This is a genomic window from Microbispora sitophila (assembly GCF_014892245.1).
In the GTDB taxonomy this organism is placed as follows: Bacteria; Actinomycetota; Actinomycetes; order Streptosporangiales; family Streptosporangiaceae; genus Microbispora; species Microbispora siamensis.
On the sequence record NZ_JADBGC010000005.1, the window covers coordinates 240,288 to 255,185 of the forward strand.

The 14,898-nt window shown below is 72.5% G+C and carries 13 protein-coding genes; 6 read left to right on the forward strand and 7 right to left on the reverse strand.

Translation table 11 applies throughout. The annotated features are described in order from the left end of the window. Nucleotides 1-14: 14 nt before the first annotated feature. Genes IL992_RS11240 through IL992_RS11250 form a run of 3 tightly spaced genes read right to left on the reverse strand, consistent with a single transcriptional unit; the run spans nt 15 to nt 3,001 of the window. On the reverse strand, nt 15-869 hold the full coding sequence (locus IL992_RS11240; RefSeq protein ID WP_193203263.1) for an ABC transporter permease: 855 nt from the start codon (nt 867-869) through the stop codon (nt 15-17). Between the two features lie 5 nt (nt 870-874). After that, nucleotides 875-1,852, reverse strand: a complete 978-nt coding sequence (locus IL992_RS11245) for an ATP-binding cassette domain-containing protein (protein WP_193203264.1) — start codon at nt 1,850-1,852, stop codon at nt 875-877. Between the two features lie 57 nt (nt 1,853-1,909). Then, complete coding sequence (locus IL992_RS11250; protein WP_226872710.1) at nt 1,910-3,001, reverse strand: magnesium and cobalt transport protein CorA; 1,092 nt, start codon at nt 2,999-3,001, stop codon at nt 1,910-1,912. Nucleotides 3,002-3,173: 172 nt separating this feature from the next. Here IL992_RS11250 and IL992_RS11255 point away from each other — a divergent pair, with 172 nt between their 5' ends. The 3 genes from IL992_RS11255 to IL992_RS11260 are packed head-to-tail and all read left to right on the forward strand — an operon-like array spanning nt 3,174 to nt 4,707. Continuing rightward, nucleotides 3,174-3,893: a M50 family metallopeptidase gene (locus IL992_RS11255; protein ID WP_319018483.1), complete on the forward strand. Its 720-nt coding sequence runs from the start codon at nt 3,174-3,176 to the stop codon at nt 3,891-3,893. 41 nt (nt 3,894-3,934) lie between these two features. Next, nucleotides 3,935-4,093 (forward strand): MerR family DNA-binding transcriptional regulator, encoded by a 159-nt coding sequence (locus IL992_RS46040; RefSeq protein ID WP_226872711.1) that lies wholly within the window; start codon nt 3,935-3,937, stop codon nt 4,091-4,093. 35 nt (nt 4,094-4,128) lie between these two features. Beyond that, on the forward strand, nt 4,129-4,707 hold the full coding sequence (locus IL992_RS11260; RefSeq protein ID WP_226872712.1) for a hypothetical protein: 579 nt from the start codon (nt 4,129-4,131) through the stop codon (nt 4,705-4,707). Between the two features lie 147 nt (nt 4,708-4,854). On the opposite strand, the gene IL992_RS11265 is transcribed toward IL992_RS11260, so the two are convergent. Beyond that, a complete protein-coding gene (locus IL992_RS11265; protein ID WP_193203265.1) occupies nt 4,855-5,709 on the reverse strand; it encodes a patatin-like phospholipase family protein in 855 nt (284 codons plus the stop codon). 82 nt (nt 5,710-5,791) lie between these two features. Between IL992_RS11265 and IL992_RS11270 the strand changes: the two genes are divergently transcribed. Continuing rightward, nucleotides 5,792-6,352 (forward strand): TetR/AcrR family transcriptional regulator, encoded by a 561-nt coding sequence (locus IL992_RS11270; RefSeq protein ID WP_193203266.1) that lies wholly within the window; start codon nt 5,792-5,794, stop codon nt 6,350-6,352. Between the two features lie 455 nt (nt 6,353-6,807). Here the strand turns inward: IL992_RS11270 and IL992_RS11275 are convergent, their stop codons facing one another. Continuing rightward, nucleotides 6,808-7,794 carry a threonine ammonia-lyase gene (locus IL992_RS11275; RefSeq protein WP_193203267.1) on the reverse strand — a complete coding sequence of 329 codons (987 nt, stop codon included), beginning with the start codon at nt 7,792-7,794 and terminating at the stop codon, nt 6,808-6,810. Between the two features lie 49 nt (nt 7,795-7,843). Beyond that, nucleotides 7,844-8,566 (reverse strand): GntR family transcriptional regulator, encoded by a 723-nt coding sequence (locus IL992_RS11280; RefSeq protein WP_319018484.1) that lies wholly within the window; start codon nt 8,564-8,566, stop codon nt 7,844-7,846. 143 nt (nt 8,567-8,709) lie between these two features. On the opposite strand from IL992_RS11280, the gene IL992_RS11285 reads away from it, so the two are divergent. Both IL992_RS11285 and IL992_RS11290 read left to right on the forward strand, forming a co-directional pair. Further along, the gene (locus tag IL992_RS11285) at nt 8,710-10,011 is read left to right on the forward strand and encodes a hydroxyacid-oxoacid transhydrogenase (protein ID WP_319018485.1); all 1,302 of its coding nucleotides are present in this window, start codon (nt 8,710-8,712) and stop codon (nt 10,009-10,011) included. Nucleotides 10,012-10,196: 185 nt separating this feature from the next. Further along, nucleotides 10,197-11,231: a calpain family cysteine peptidase gene (locus tag IL992_RS11290; protein WP_193203270.1), complete on the forward strand. Its 1,035-nt coding sequence runs from the start codon at nt 10,197-10,199 to the stop codon at nt 11,229-11,231. An 80-nt stretch (nt 11,232-11,311) separates the two neighbouring features. Here IL992_RS11290 and IL992_RS11295 read toward each other — a convergent pair whose 3' ends face one another. Further along, complete coding sequence (locus IL992_RS11295; protein WP_193203271.1) at nt 11,312-14,782, reverse strand: AAA family ATPase; 3,471 nt, start codon at nt 14,780-14,782, stop codon at nt 11,312-11,314. Nucleotides 14,783-14,898: the final 116 nt, after the last annotated feature.

Sequence of the window (14,898 nt, forward strand, 5' to 3'; positions counted from 1 at the left end):
TCGTACGGGAACGCTCAGTCCGTGCGACGGAACTGGAGGACGGCCACGCCGAGCAGGGCGGCGCCGATGGCGGCGACCAGGCCGAGTTCGAGCGGCACCGGCAGCTTGTGGCCGAACCAGCTCACTCCGGGGTTGAGCATCGCGTCCACCTGCGGCGGCACGCCGAGGTGGCCGAAGACCGCCCGGCGCATCGGGTCCACCGCGTACGTCAGCGGGTTGACCGTGGTCAGCACGTGGAGCCACGACGGCAGGTTGGCCAGCGGGAACATCGCGCCCGACAGGAACATCATCGGCATGATCGCCATCTGCATCACGCCGAAGAAGCTCTGCATGGTGCGCATCCTGGCGGCCAGCGTCACGCCGAACGCCGTGATCGTGAAGGCCGCCAGCAACATCTCGCCGAGCAGCGTGAGGATCAGCGCCGGCGAGTACGGCACGCCGACCAGCCCCGCGAGGGCGACGATGATCACGCCCTGCATACAGGCGACGACGGCGCCGCCGAGGCACTTGCCGATCACGATCGCGCCGCGGCTCACCGGCGCGACCAGCATCTCGCGCAGGAAGCCGAACTCGCGGTCCCAGACGATCGAGCCGGCCGAGAACATCGCCGTCATGATCACCGTCATCGAGATCATGCCGGGGTACATGAACGTGCGGAAGTCGACGCCGGGGATCGACCCGCGCACGAGCGTGCCGAGCCCGGTGCCCATCACGAACAGCCACAGCACGGGCTGGACCAGCGAGGAGACGATCCTGGTGCGGTCGTTCACGAACCGCAGCATCTCCCGGTGCAGGACCACCTTGATCGCGCGCAGGTCGTGACCGCCGCTCGCGCGCGGCACGCTGACCCGGACCACGTCGGTCGTCATCGGGCTCACCTTCCCCGCATGGCTCTCGCCCGCATCCACTGGTTGCCCGTCCCCGACGACTCGGCGTCGCGGATGGTGGAGCCGGTGTAGGACATGAAGACGTCGTCGAGCGACGGGCGCGACACGCTCACCGACCGGATCGGCACGCCGAGGTCGGCGAACAGCCGGGGCACGAACTCCTCCCCCGACGCCACCGCGAACGTCACCTGGCCCTCGCGTACGGCGGCGTCGACGCCGAACCTCTCCTTCAGCAGTCCGATGGCCCGCTCGTCGTCGCCGGTCTGGATCTGCACGCGGTCCTTGCCGACGCTCGCCTTCAGCGCCTCCGGCGAGTCGATCACGACGATCTCGCCGTGGTCGATGATCGCGATGCGGTCGCAGTACTCGGCCTCGTCCATGTAGTGCGTCGTCATGAAGATCGTGATGTCCTCGCTGTGACGCAGCCTGTTGATGTACCCCCAGATGGCCGAGCGCGTCTGCGGGTCCAGGCCCACCGTGGGTTCGTCGAGGAAGAGCACGCGGGGCGAGTGCAGCAGGCCGCGGGCGATCTCCAGGCGGCGCTTCATGCCGCCGGAGAACGTCATGACCTTGCTGTCCTTGCGCTCCCACAGCCCGACCATCTCCAGCACCTGGCGCATCCGGTCGCCGAGCACCTCCTTCGGCACGCCGTACAGCTCGGCGTGGAAGCGCAGGTTCTGCTCGGCGGTGAGGTAGCCGTCCAGGGTCGGGTCCTGGAAGACCAGGCCGATGTTGCGGCGCACCTCGTCGCGCTGTTTCACCACGTCGTACCCGGCGACGCGCGCCGTGCCGCCCGTGGGGGTGACCAGCGTGCACAGCATGCTGATCGTGGTGGTCTTCCCCGCGCCGTTCGGTCCGAGGAAGCCGAACACCTCACCGGGCGCCACCTCGAAGCCGACGCCCTTGACGGCCTCGACCTCGCCGTAGTTCTTGCGCAGCCCGCGCACCTCCACCGCAAGGCTCACCGATGCACCATCCTCTTCTCAGTGGTCATGAGGCTGCTGATGCACGTGTGCGGCGGCTCAGAGCCAGTCGCGACGTTTGAAGACCAGATAGAGCGTGAGGCAGACGACCCCCATGAGCATGATCGCGACGGGGTATCCGAGCACCCAGTGCAGCTCGGGCATGTGGTCGAAGTTCATCCCGTAGATCGTTCCGACCAGCGTCGGGGCGAACAGGATGGCCGCCCACGCCGAGATCTTCTTGACCTCGTCGCCCTGGGCGATGCTCGCGGCGGTGAGCTTGGTCATCTCCTCGTTCTGCTGCTGGCTGACGAGTGTGGAGTTGACGACGAGGATGTCCTGGAGCATCTGCCGGAAGCCCGCCACGCGCTCGGTGACCGTGATGGCGTGGTCGGACACGTCGCGCAGGTAGCGCTGCAGTTCCTCGTTCACGCCGTATTTGGGCGAGCCCGCGATGAAGCCGTCGAGCATCGGGACCAGCGGGCTGGTCGCCCGCTGGAACTCGATGACCTCCCGTGACAGGGAGTAGATGCGCCGGGGCGCGGCCGGGTCGCCGCCGAAGACCTGCACCTCGATCTCGTCGATGTCGTTCTGCAGCCCGGCGACCACCGGCGCGTAGCCGTCCACCACCGCGTCGAGGATCGCGTACAGCACGGCCTGCGGCCCCTGGCGGAGCAGGTCGGGGTCCGACTCCATGCGCCGGCGCACCTTCGACAGGTCGGGCGCCTCGCTGTGCCGTACGGTCAGCACGAAGTCGGGACCGACGAAGACGTGCAGCTCGCCGAACGCGACCTTCTCGGGCTTGTCGAGGTACTGCGCCGCCCGCAGCACCACGAACAGCGTGTCGCCGTATCGGTCGGCCTTGGGCCGCTGGTGGGCGACGATGGCGTCCTCGATGGCGAGCTCGTGCAGGCCGAACTCCTCGGCCGCCTTGATCAGCTCGGCCTCCTCCGGCCGGTAGAGGCCGATCCACGCCATCGCATTCGGCCGCGAGCGGAGCGAGGCGATCGCGTCGCCCAGCGACAGCGGCGAGTCCACGCGCTCGCCGTCCACGTAGATCGCGTTGTCGATCACGCTCTGCCTGAACGTCTCCCCCTCGTCCGCACGGGGGTCCATGGAGTGCTCGGGAGCCTGCTCCGGTTTCGCCCTCATCAGCCCACTCAATCCGCTCAATCCGCGCAGTCCACGCATACGCCGCTCAGCCACACGTAGAAGGTAACCGCCATCGGCACGCTTACTCGGTTCTTACTCAGACAGACCGTACGGACCGGGGACGGAAGCACGGGGAGCACGGGCCGGGGCGGCGGGCCGTACGATTCCGGGGGTGAACCCCCTGAAGGCCCTGTGGAACCACCTGACCGCCACGCAGATCGCGCCCCCGCTCTGGCTGGTCGTCCTGTCCGGGTTCGCCGCCCTCGCCGTCGTCGCCTATCCGGCGTCGTGGCACATCTCCCGCGGCCTGATCACGATCGCGCACGAGGGGGGCCACGCGCTGGTCGCGGTGCTGACCCGGCGCAAGCTGCGGGGCATCCGCCTCCACTCGGACACCTCGGGCGTGACGCTCACCAGGGGCAGGCCCACGGGACCCGGCATGATCGCCACAGCCGCGGCGGGATACGTCGCGCCCTCCCTGATCGGGCTCGGGTCGGCCTGGCTGGTCTCCGGCGGGCGGATCACGATGCTGCTGTGGGCCGTGCTCGCGCTGCTGACGTGCATGCTGCTGATGATCAGAAACTTCTTCGGCGCCGTGTCACTGCTCGCCGTGGGCGGCGCCGTCTTCGCGCTGTCGTGGTTCGCCCCGCCCCACGTCCAGTCGGCCTGCGCGTACGTCGCCGCGTGGTTCCTGCTGCTCGGCGGCGTGCGGCCGATCCTGGAGCTGCAGACCAAGCGCCGCCTCGGCCGCGCCCCGGACTCCGACGCCGACCAGCTCGCCCGGCTGACCCGCGTGCCCGGCACTCTCTGGGTGCTGCTGTTCCTGCTCGTCTCCACCGCCGCGCTCGTCTACGGCGGCTATCTCCTCACCGCCCACTGGCTGCCTCTGTGAGCTGTTGACCTTGCCGCGACGTCAACGTCTCTGATGAGGGCATGCGGATCGGAGAACTCGCCGCGCTGGCCGGGATGTCCACCCGTACCGCGCGGCACTACCACCACCAGGGCGTGCTGCCCGAGCCGCCGAGGCGGGTCAACGGCTACCGCGAGTACGGCCTGCGCGACGCGCTCCGCCTCGCCCGGGCCGCAGGCTGACCGAGCTGGGCCTGTCGCTGGACGAGGTGCGCGACGTGCTGGCCGGCGACTCCACGCGGGAACTGCGGGAGATCCTGCTGGAGCTGGACGCCGACCTCGCCCGGCAGGAGGCGGCGATCCGGGCCGGGCGCGAGCGGCTCGCCGCGCTGCTGAGCGAGGAGGCGCCGTCGCCGGACGGCGCCGTCTCGCCGCGGATGGCCGAGTTCCTGCGGGCCTCGAACCCGTGCGCGACTCCCCGTTCGCGGCGGCCGACGCCGCCGCCGCGCCGGCCTGCGCGATGCCCGGCGCCGACGACCCGTTCGCCCAGGCGTTCCTTGTTCAGCCTGGACGTCCCGGCGGAGCTCATCGCGGCGGCGTGGATCGACCGCCGCTACGACGAGAAGGGACTCGTGCGCCTCTCGGACGGCGAACTCGCCCTCGCGGTCTCGTCCCAGACGAACATCGTGGTCGACCTGCGCGAACCGATGGAGGTGCCTCGCCCACGCCGTCCTTGGATGACCGCACGCCCGGCGGCGACCGTCCGGCGGGTGCGGTTCTTCGCCGACGACCCGGCGGCGGCGCTGCGGGCCGTCGCCGCGCTCACCACGGTGGCCGCGGGCGAGCGCGCTCCCTGACCTGTCGTCTGGCGAGACCCGCCCCCGGCCTTATGCTCCAGCGGTAGATCGTGATCTTGACGGCCGGACGGCCTGCTGACGGTCGGTGGCTGGTCGTGCGTCTCGTTGGCCCGCCCTCGGTGCACCACCCCGGAGATCGGGCGGCGCTCAGTCCGTGTCTGATCCGGTCTTCCACGCGAGACGGAGCTGCTTTTCGGCATCGGTGGCTTGGCGAAGACCCGCCTGGTAGGCCGGTTCCCAGGCCGTCCGGTCATTCAGGTCCGAGCCGAATGCGCGTATTGATTCCGGATCGGGCTCGATGGTCACCACTGTGTGCGCCCCGGCGACCGCCAGCTCCTGGTGGAGCAACTCGCGGGGAAACAGGTGCGCCTGCGGGTCGATCACGACGAGCGTGCGGGCTCCGGCCGCGAGCCCGGCGTTGGTCGCCGACCGCAGGGAGCCGTCCATGTAACGGCGGCCGTTGATGGTGATCGGTGGGTAGATGCCCGGGAAGGCGGTGCTTGCCGCCACGGCGGAGGGCAGCGGTGCGCCACTGGCACGGTCGAAGACCTCCTGCTCGCCGGTCTCGGCGTCCAGCGCGGTGATGAGCAGCTGCCGGTCCGGCCATTGGTCTGCGCCGGCCATGGCGCGCATCCGGGCGATATGCGCCTGCTCGGGGCCGGTCTCGGCGGCCAGCGCGATCTGGCCCACTCGGCGCCGCGCCTCGTCCGGGTTCGAGGCGGCACTGGCGAGCACCGCGAACGCCTCGCCCAGCCGGCGCCCGTCCACCTGGGGAGGAGTGCTGCCGGAGTCGGCAGGGCGCACTGGGGTGGCGAGCCGGTCGGGGTCCTGGCCGGTGGCCAGCAGTGCGGCGGTGATCGCGCCCGCCGAGGTGCCGACGATCAGATCGGCCTCGCCGAGATCCACCCCGGCGCGGCGCAGTCCGCAGGCGAGCCCAGCCATCCAGGCCATGCCGACGAGACCTCCGGCGCCCAGTACGAGTGCCCGGTCGAGCGAGTGCATGACTGTCTCCTCCCATTGTTGAAACAGTCGTACCATATACTGGCGTAGGCTGAGATCGGCGCTGGCGAGAGGATGATCCACCGTGGGGCGACCTCCAGATCCCGCCCGACGGGAGGCCACGCTGGCGCGGGCGACCGATTACGTACTGGCGCACGGCCTGGCCGGGTTGAGTTTGCGGCCGCTGGCCGCGGCTCTCGGCACCAGCCCGCGGATGCTGCTCTACGACTTCGGCAGCAAGCAGGAGTTGGTGTCTGCCGTCCTTGCCGAGGCCCGCCGCCGCGGTGCGACACGGCTGGCTGAGAACCTCCCGCCGGAGGCGGCCTCTCCGGAGGAACGCCTGCGCGGCATCTGGGCCTGGATCAGCGCGCCCGAGCGCGCCCCGTACGTCCGGCTGATCTTCGAGGTGCACGCCGACGGCCTGGCTCACCCCGAGAACTACCCGGACCGAGCCGAGGCGATCACGAACTGGTTCAACACCCTCGGCGCCACGTTCCGCGACCTCGCCACCACCCCTGACGACACCGTCACTCCCACCTTGGTCATGGCCGTCATCCGGGGCCTCCTGTTCGATCTGACGACCACCGGCGACCGCCACCGCACCGACCGCGCCCTGGACCGCTTCTGCGAACTCCTCCGGTATTGAATGAAGACAAACGATCACGTGGTGACCGCAGGTCACAGCGCAGACTCTGCCCGCCGGCAGGAGGCGTGATCACCCGGTTCCCGGATGCCGGCCACCACGCCCCCTGGGTGGCCGGCGACGAGGTCTACGGCGGCAACCCGAAGCTGCGTTCCGCCCTGGAGGACGGGTGCATTTCACTGCGATGGTCGGGCGGATGCGATCGAGTCACCTCGCCTGCGGCGATGCGGTGGACCTGTTCGAGCGGCGCGGGCTGCCGAAGGAAACGTACGAGAAACCTTCGTCGGCGACATGACCGACAAGCTGGTGACGATCCACGGGGACCTGCGCGCCACCGTCTCGATCTTCTGGAACGAGTTCTGCCCTGACCTGGTCCTGCCGACCAGTCCGGGCACCGCAAACGCCGGCTCCCGCGGCGGCCCACCTGGACCGCAGCATTGCCGGACACCGCCTGCGGCTCACGGCGACGCGGCCGGTTCCGCCTCGTCGGCCGAGAGAACGGACGCGAGCGCGGCGGCGGTGATGTTGCGGCCGGAGACCACCGCGACGACCCGTCCGTACGCGGCGGCCTTTCCGGCGAGCAGGGCGGCGACCGGCACCGCTCCCGCGCCCTCGGCCACGTATCCACGCTCGGCGGCCAGGTAACGCAGCGCGGCGCGGATCTCGTCCTCGGTCACCGTGACCAGTTGATGCACATATCGCGCGACAAGGCCGACGGTCACCGATCCGGGCTCGATATTCCCGGCCAGGCCGTCGGCGAGGGTCGGGCCGACCTCGACGGGCACGCGACCGCCCGCGGCGACCGCCGCGGACACGGCGGTGGAGGCTGCGGCCTCCACGCCGACGACGCGTACGTCCGCGCGGCCCGCTGCCCACAGCCCCAGCCCGGAGGCCAGCCCCCCGCCGCCGATCCCGCACACCACGGTCAGCGGCTCGTCGAGCTGCTCGTCCAGTTCGTGGCCGATCGTGCCCTGACCCGCGATGACGTAAGGGTCGTTGTAGGGCGATAGGTAACACCACCCCGACGCCTCGGCGAGCGCGAGCGCGTGTTCCTCGGCCTCGTCGAAGCTCTCGCCGGTGCACACCAGGTCCACGTTCAGGCGGCGCAGCCGGTCCGCCTTCGCGGCCGAGGCGGTCCTCGGGACCACCACCGTCGCCTCGCGGCCGAGCGTCTTCGCGGCGAAGGCGACGCCGAGCCCATGGTTGCCGGCCGACGCCGTCACCACACGCGGTTCGGGTGCGGCGGCCACGGCGTTGAGCGCGCCGCGGACCTTGAACGACCCCGTGGGCTGCAGGCTCTCCAGCTTCAGCGTCGGGTCGCCGGGTGTGCCCGCACCCCGGTCCACCGGCGTGGGGCGCAGGTGGGCCCGGACCACCCGCCTGGCGTTCTCCAGGTCGCCACGCCGAGGGATGACGACGTCTCGCACCGATCGGTTCTCGCCCATGTTCCGATCATGTGCGTGGTCCGCTCGTCGCCGCAGCGGCTTTGCCCTTTTACGTTGTAGATTCGCCCATTGCGTCGTGGATGAGGGCGATGTCGGCGGGGTCGGCGGGGCGGCCGTTCTCGGCGGCGGCCTGGGCCACGAGGAGCTCGCCGGTGTGGGCCACGTGGGCGCGCATCGCCGCGGCGGCGGCGTCCGGGTCGCCCCCGAGGACGGCGGCGAGGATCGGCTCGTGCTCCGCGGCGACGTCCGCGAGCGAGCGGGAGCGGTCGACGGTGGAGGCGCCCAGCGTCACCGTGGCGTCCCTGAGCCCGGAGACGACCTCGGCGAGCCGCCGGTTGGCCCCCGCGGCGAGGATCGCGTCGTGGAACGCCCGGTCGTGCCGCATGAACCGGGGCTCGTCGTGGTCGGCCGCCGCGGCGCGCATGGCCTCCAGTTCCTCGCGCAGCGCGCGAGCGAGGCCGGGAACGGCGTGGCGGGCCGCCCGCCTGGTCGCCGGCACCTCGAGCAGCAGCCGCAGGTGGAACACCTCGGCGATCTCCCGGGGATCGCGGCGCAGCACCCGGAAGCCCCGGCTCCGCTCGAAACGCACCAGGCCGGCCTCCGCCAGCCGGAGCATCGCCTCGCGTACGGGGGTGCGGGAGACGTTGAGCTGCTCGGCCAGCCGATACACCGAATACAGCTCTCCGGGCCGCAGCTCCCCCGAGTGGATGGCGTCCCTGACCGCCTCGATGACCTGCTCGGTGAGACTGGACGTGCCGGCGACCGCTCGCACCGTCTGACCACCCTCCGGAGGGTCGTGGGGCTCGCCCCCGTATGGCGGCGCATTGACATGCAGCATGCTACATGCCAGGTTGCCCATCGGACATGCCGCGCGCCGCGCAGGCCCCAGAGGCCCGCGCCCCCATGACCCCGCGAGTGAGAGGCCCAGCAATCGTGATCGTCCCGAGCAACCCCGAGTCCGTCTTCACGTACGGCGCGCCCGCCCTGAAGTTCGGGCCCGGCGCGTCCGCCGAGATCGGTTTCGACCTCGGGCAGTACGGCGTGCGCCGCGTGCTGGTGCTGACCGACGCCGGGGTGGCGGCGACGGGCGCTCCGGCGCGGATCGCCGAACAGATCGCCGGGTTCGGCATGCACGCGGAGGTGTACGACGGCGTGCACGTCGAGCCCACCGACGAGAGCCTGCTCGCGGCGATCGGGCACGCCCGCGAGAGCGGCCCATGGGACGCCTTCGTGGCGGTCGGCGGCGGGTCGAGCATCGACACGGCCAAGGCCGTCAACCTGCTGACGACGAATCCCGGCGAGCTGATGGACTACGTCAACGCGCCGATCGGCGCCGGGCGCGCTCCCTCCCGGCCGCTCAAGCCGCTGGTCGCGGTGCCCACGACCACGGGCACCGGCTCGGAGAGCACCACGATCTGCGTGCTCGACGTGCTCGGCCTGAAGGTCAAGACGGGGATCAGCCACGCCCGCCTCCGCCCGGTGCTGGCCGTCGTGGACCCGGACCTCACGATGACGCAGCCGCCCGAGGTGACCGCCGCGGCGGGGATGGACATCCTCTGTCACGCCCTGGAGAGCTACACCGCCCGGCCGTACACCTCGTATGAGCGCAGACGACCGGAGGAACGCGTGCCGTACTGCGGGTCGAACCCGGTGGCGGACATGTGGTCGGAGCAGGCGATCCGGCTGCTCGCGGGCTCGTTCCGCACGGCCGTACGGCACGGCGACGACGCGGAGGCGAGGGGGGCGATGGCGCTGGCGGCGACGTTCGCGGGACTGGGGTTCGGCAACGCGGGCGTGCATATCCCGCACGCCAACGCCTATCCGATCGCCGGCCGGGTGAAGGACTTCCACCCGCGCGGCTATCCCGGGAGCGAGCCCATGGTGCCGCACGGCATGGCCGTGGCACTGACCGCGCCGGAGGCGTTCCGGTTCACCTTCGAGGCGGACCCGGCGCGGCACCTGCGCGCGGCCGAGCTGCTCGATCCCTCCGCGGCGAAGCCGGACGAGCCGGCGGAGTTCCTGCCCGGCGTGCTGACCGCGCTCATGCGCGACGTCGGCATCCCGAACGGCATCGGCGGCGTGGGATACGCGGAGGCCGACGTGCCGGCACTGGTGGAGGGGGCGATGAAGCAGCAGCGACTGCTCACCACCTCCCCCAGGACAGTGCGGGAGGAGGACCTCTCCGGCATCCTGACCCGTTCGCTCGCCCTCTGGTGAGGAGGCGGGCACCCCGGTGAGCGGGCGCGCATCGTCGCCCCTTGACGAGCGGGGCGTGCGTCCATCCGGTCGAGGGCACGACGCGAGTTTTCCTCACGGTTGACCCCTCTGAACTGCGGATAGAGCATGAGGGCCCATAGGACGGAGCGAGGCGGTGCCTTATGTCCGAACAGACCCTTTCGTCCATGCCGAGCCGGGTCCGGTTTCCCGAAGGCCGCGTGATCAAAGGCCAATCGTCGGCGGGCTCGCCCGTCGAGCTGACGGTGTCGGAGATCATCGTCGTGAACGGGCCGAAACCGGGCTGCGTACGGGTGGTCAAACACGGAAAGGAGTGGGCGACGGCGGGCAGCACCGTCCAGCTCCCCGACGGAGACCTCGTCGCACTGCTCGCAGAGGGCGTCCCCGAGCCCATGGTCGCCCAGGGCCAGACGATGGTCAGCGCTTTCCTGCCGCTGACGAACAAGCCCTTCTCCGGAACACCTCTGCCCTCCGACGTCAACCAGGGGCTGATCGGCGACTGCCGGGTCATCTCCGCCCTGCAGGCGATCGCCGTCGCCCAGCCCGCCCTGCTGACCTCGGCGCTCAGCGGCGGCCCCGACACGTACGAGGTCGCGCTGAAGCGCGCTCCCGCGCCCGACAGGGCGCCGTCGTCCAGCCAGCGACCGGAGGTGTTCCGGGTCTCCGCCGCCCTGCCGGTGAACAGGTTGTCGAGGGAACCGGAGCTGCTGTACTGCCTGCAGGGCAACGACACGAGGGACACCTTGTTCCCCGTCTGGCCCGCGATCTTCGAGAAGGCCTTCGCGGTCATGTGGGGCGGTTACGGGCAGCTCGCCGGAGCCCTGGAGGAACCGGTGATGCTGGCCCTGGGCCTCGCCTCGCCCATGTCCAGCAAGATCCAGCTGCTGAACAACGCGAAGCCGGATCCTGCCGCGTGGCGGGAGAAGATGCTGCGATTCCACGCCGAGAACATGCCGATGACGACCACAATCCAGGACAAGCGACACAACTACGCCATCATCCGCGTCAGCGAGGACGGCGTCGTCGTCAGCGATCCCAACACCCGCCGCACCGGTGACTTCCTCGCTCGATGGGCAGAGCCCCGCCACGTCTCGACCGCCCCCGACTTCGTCCGCGACAGCGAGGTCTGGCCCCTGTTCTTCCCCTGGGACACGTTCTTCGACAAGTTCATGTGGGTGTACGCCTACAGCCTGCGCACCTGACGTCCGGTCCCGTCCTCCGGCGTCCTCGGTCCTCGAGCGCGCCGGAGGCCGCACGGACGGCGGGCTCCGGCGGCTTCGGGTCAGCGGTGCGACAGGGTGGAGCCGGATCGGCCCTTGACCACGCGGAGCTGGGCGGGGATGCGCACCCGAAGCTCGGCGACATGGCTGACCACGCCGACGGCCCGGCCGCCCTCGCGCAGGCCGTCGAGGATGTCGAGCACGTCGTCGAGCGTCTCGTCGTCGAGGGTGCCGAAGCCCTCGTCCACGAAGAGGCTGCCGATCTCCGCGCCGCCCGCCTCGGCGGTCACCACGTCGGCCAGGCCCAGCGCCAGGGCGAGCGAGGTGATGAAGCTCTCGCCGCCGGAGAGCGTGGCCGGGTCGCGTTCCACGCCCGTCCAGGCGTCGAGCACGCGCAGGCCCAGCCCGCCGCCCGACCGGCCCCGGTCGCCCGCGGACCGGTTCAGGTCGTGCCGCAGCAGGTAGCGGCCGCTCGACATGCGGTCGAGGCGCTCGTTCGCCGCGTCGACGACCTGGCGGAGGCGCTCACCCAGCACGTACGCCGACAGTCTCATGTGCCACCGGTTGTCGCCGGACGTGCCGGTCGCCAGCTCGGCGAGCCGTCGCGCCAGGCGGTGCCGTTCCTCGGCGGGCCGGTAGGCGCGCAGCGCGGCGTCCAGTTCCCCGGCGAGCCCCGTGAGCTGGTCGAGCCTGCCCTTCGCCCGGTCGCGCGCCGAGGTGCGGGTCGCGTGGTCCCGCTCGGCCCGCTCGTGGCCGGCCTCCAGCTCCGGCACTTCGGCGGCGGGCTCGGCCGCCGCCGCGACCAGTTCGGGATCGGCGAGCAATCCCTCGACCGTGGCCCGCTCGGCGTCCAGGTGTCCAAGCCGCTCGGACATCGCCTCCCGGTCCTCCGGCGTGCGCACGGCGGCCGCCGCGTGCTCCACGCTCGCGAACCCCTCGCCGGTGGCGGCCCTGACCGCCTCGGCCAGTGCCGTCTCGCTCTCGCGGTCGGCCGCGACCGCCGCGGCCGCCGCCTCGGCGGCCTCCCTGAGCAGGTCCGCCTCCTCGGCCAGCCGGTCGAGGCGGGCGGCGAGCGAGGGGTCCTCGCCGCGGGCGGCGTCGATCACCTCGGCCAGCCTGCGCTCGTCGGCCGCCAGCCTGTCCCGATGCGCGCGCGCCTCGGCGAGCGCCGCGCCGGTGCGCGCGGCCCGCGCGCCCAGCTTCTCCAGCTCGGCCGCGAGCCGGGTGGCGCGGGCGGCCAGCTCCTCCTCGGCCGCGGCCAGGGACCGGGCGCGTTCCAGGTCCGTCTCCGCCGTCGCGAGGTCGCCCTCCAGACCGGCGGCGAGCCGCTCGCCCTCCGCGAGCAGGGCGTCCCGCCTGGTCCTGGTCTCGGTCAGCAGCCCGGTCAGCTCCGCGGCCCGGTCGCGGGCCGACTCCAGCTCCGCCGCGAGCCGCCCGGCCTCCGCCTCGGCCGCCTCGACCGCCGTCTCGGCCGCGCGCAACCGCGACAGCTCCTCGCGGACGTCCGCGAGGGCGGCGGACGCGTCCTCCTGGGACAGGTCCGCGGCGCGCGCCGTCGCGTCACCGAGCCTCGACGAGAGCGCGGCGACGGTCGTCTCCGCCTCCTCGCGGGCCCGCTGCGCGGCCTCGAACGCCTCCTGCGCCGCCTGCTCGTCGTCCGCGGTGGCGGCCCGTCCGGCGGGCGCGGCGGGACGAGGATGTTCGGTGGCGCCGCAGACGGCGCAGGGCGCCCCGGCCACGAGCCCTGCCGCCAGTTCCGCGGCCATGCCGTCGATCCTGGCCTGGCGGACCTCCTGGAGCCGGTCGCGGCGCTCCTGAGCCAGGTCGACGGCAGCGCGCCGGTCGTGCTCGGCCGCCTCCAGCTCGGCAATCAGCGTGTCGCGCAGCCGCGCGGCCTCCAGTCGCTCGCCCGCCAGGAGAGTGGCGGCCTCCAGCGCGGGGACGCGCGCGGCCATGTCGCGTAAGCCCCTGAGCCGCTTCTCGGCGCCGGCCAGCAGCTCCGGCAGCTCCGCCTGCGAGGCCCGTGCCCGCGCCTCGTCGTCGGCGAGCCGCGTCAGTTCACCGTCCAGCAGCGCGGCCTGCCCCGTGACCTCCCGCAGCCGCAGCGCGGCGTCCCTGACGGCCGTCAGGCCCGGCAGGCTCGCCGCCGCCGTACGCGCCCGGGCGAGCCGTTCCTCGACGTCGAGCCGCTCGGCGGGCAGGGCCGCCAGCCGCCGTGTCAGCTCCGATTCCTCCTCGGTCAGCTCCGCCAGCCCGCGTTCGGCGTCCGCGCGCTCGCTTCGCACCTGCCGCAGGCGCGCCTCCTCCGGGAGGATCTGGCCCACGCGGGCGACCTCGTCGCGCCGCTCCCGCTCAAGGACGGCCAGCCGCTCCGGATCCATCCGCTCCGGGTCCATCGGCTCCGGGTCCGGTCCCCGCACCTGCCATACGGCGTCCTCGGCGTCCTGCCACGAGGCACGCGGTTCCACGTCGAGCCCCGGCCCGAGGCCGGGAAGCGCGCGGAGCACGGCGTCGGCGGCCACGCGCCGCGCCTTGGCGGCGGCCTCAGCCCGCTGGCCTGCCTGCCGGATCAGCGGCGCCACCCGGTCGGCCCGCCCGGCCTCGTCGAGCATCGCCTCCAGGTCCGACCGCTCGTCCGCCGCCGCGTCGAGCTCCTGCCGCCGGACGAGGGCGGCGGCGTGCCTGCGCTGCCGGTCGGCCAGGGCCCGGCCCTCCTCCAGACGGGCGCGGGCCGACAGCAGCGCCTCCCCGCTCGCCGCGCAGGCCGCGACCGCGTCGGCGAGCGCGCCCCGGGCGAGCTCGAGCACCTCCTCCGCCCATGCCGCGGGCTCGCCGGCGTCCTCGGGCAGCGGCAGGCCGTCACCCGCCGCGCCGCGCATGCGGTCGAGCACCGACTCGACCCGCTGGCCCAGCTCCTGCGCCTCCCGCCAGGTGCGCGTGCGGTGGTCGGCCAGCCACCGCTCCACGTCGCTGAACACCCGCACCGAGAAGAGCCGCTCCAGCAGCTCCCGCCGCTCCTCGCCGCCGGCCCGCAGGAACTTCGCGAACTCGCCCTGCGGCAGCATCGCGACCTGGCAGAACTGGGCGGCGGTCATACCGGTGAGCGTGTTCACGAAGTCGCCGGCCTCGTCGCTGCGGGTGCTGCGCACGGTCCACTGCCCACCGGACTCGATCAGCTCCTCGATCCGGGCCTTGGCCTTCTCCTCCACCAGGCCGGAACCCCTCAGCTTCGGCCGCATCCAGGCGGGCGAACGGATGATGCGCAGGCGCCTGCCCCGGATCGTCAGCTCCAGCGTCACCGACGGCCCCCGGTCGGGCGGCGCGTGGTCGCAGCGCAGGCTCCGGGCGCTCTCCCGCTGGCCGGGCACCCTGCCGTACAGGGCGTAGCAGACGGCGTCGAGCACGGTCGTCTTGCCGGCGCCGGTCGGCCCGTGGATCAGGAACAGTCCCGCCTCGCCGAGCGCGTCGAAGTCGACCTCCTCCGTCCCGGGGAACGACCCGAACGCGACCAGGCGCAGCCGATGCAGCCTCACCGGACCTCCTCATTCGTCCACGGGCCGGGCCCGCGCTCCCGCACCACCGCCCCCGGCACTGCCCGCCCGGCCGCCACGTCCGCGAGCGCGGCGGGCCGGCCGCTCATGCCACCCCC

Coding starts and splice junctions, on each gene's coding strand:
- IL992_RS11290 (WP_193203270.1), top strand. CDS start 10,197: ATGCCGAGCCGGGTCCGGTTTCCCGAAGGCCGCGTGATCAAAGGCCAA.
- IL992_RS11275 (WP_193203267.1), bottom strand. CDS start 7,794: ATGGGCGAGAACCGATCGGTGCGAGACGTCGTCATCCCTCGGCGTGGC.
- IL992_RS11240 (WP_193203263.1), bottom strand. CDS start 869: ATGACGACCGACGTGGTCCGGGTCAGCGTGCCGCGCGCGAGCGGCGGT.
- IL992_RS46040 (WP_226872711.1), top strand. CDS start 3,935: ATGCGGATCGGAGAACTCGCCGCGCTGGCCGGGATGTCCACCCGTACC.
- IL992_RS11250 (WP_226872710.1), bottom strand. CDS start 3,001: ATGAGGGCGAAACCGGAGCAGGCTCCCGAGCACTCCATGGACCCCCGT.
- IL992_RS11265 (WP_193203265.1), bottom strand. CDS start 5,709: ATGCACTCGCTCGACCGGGCACTCGTACTGGGCGCCGGAGGTCTCGTC.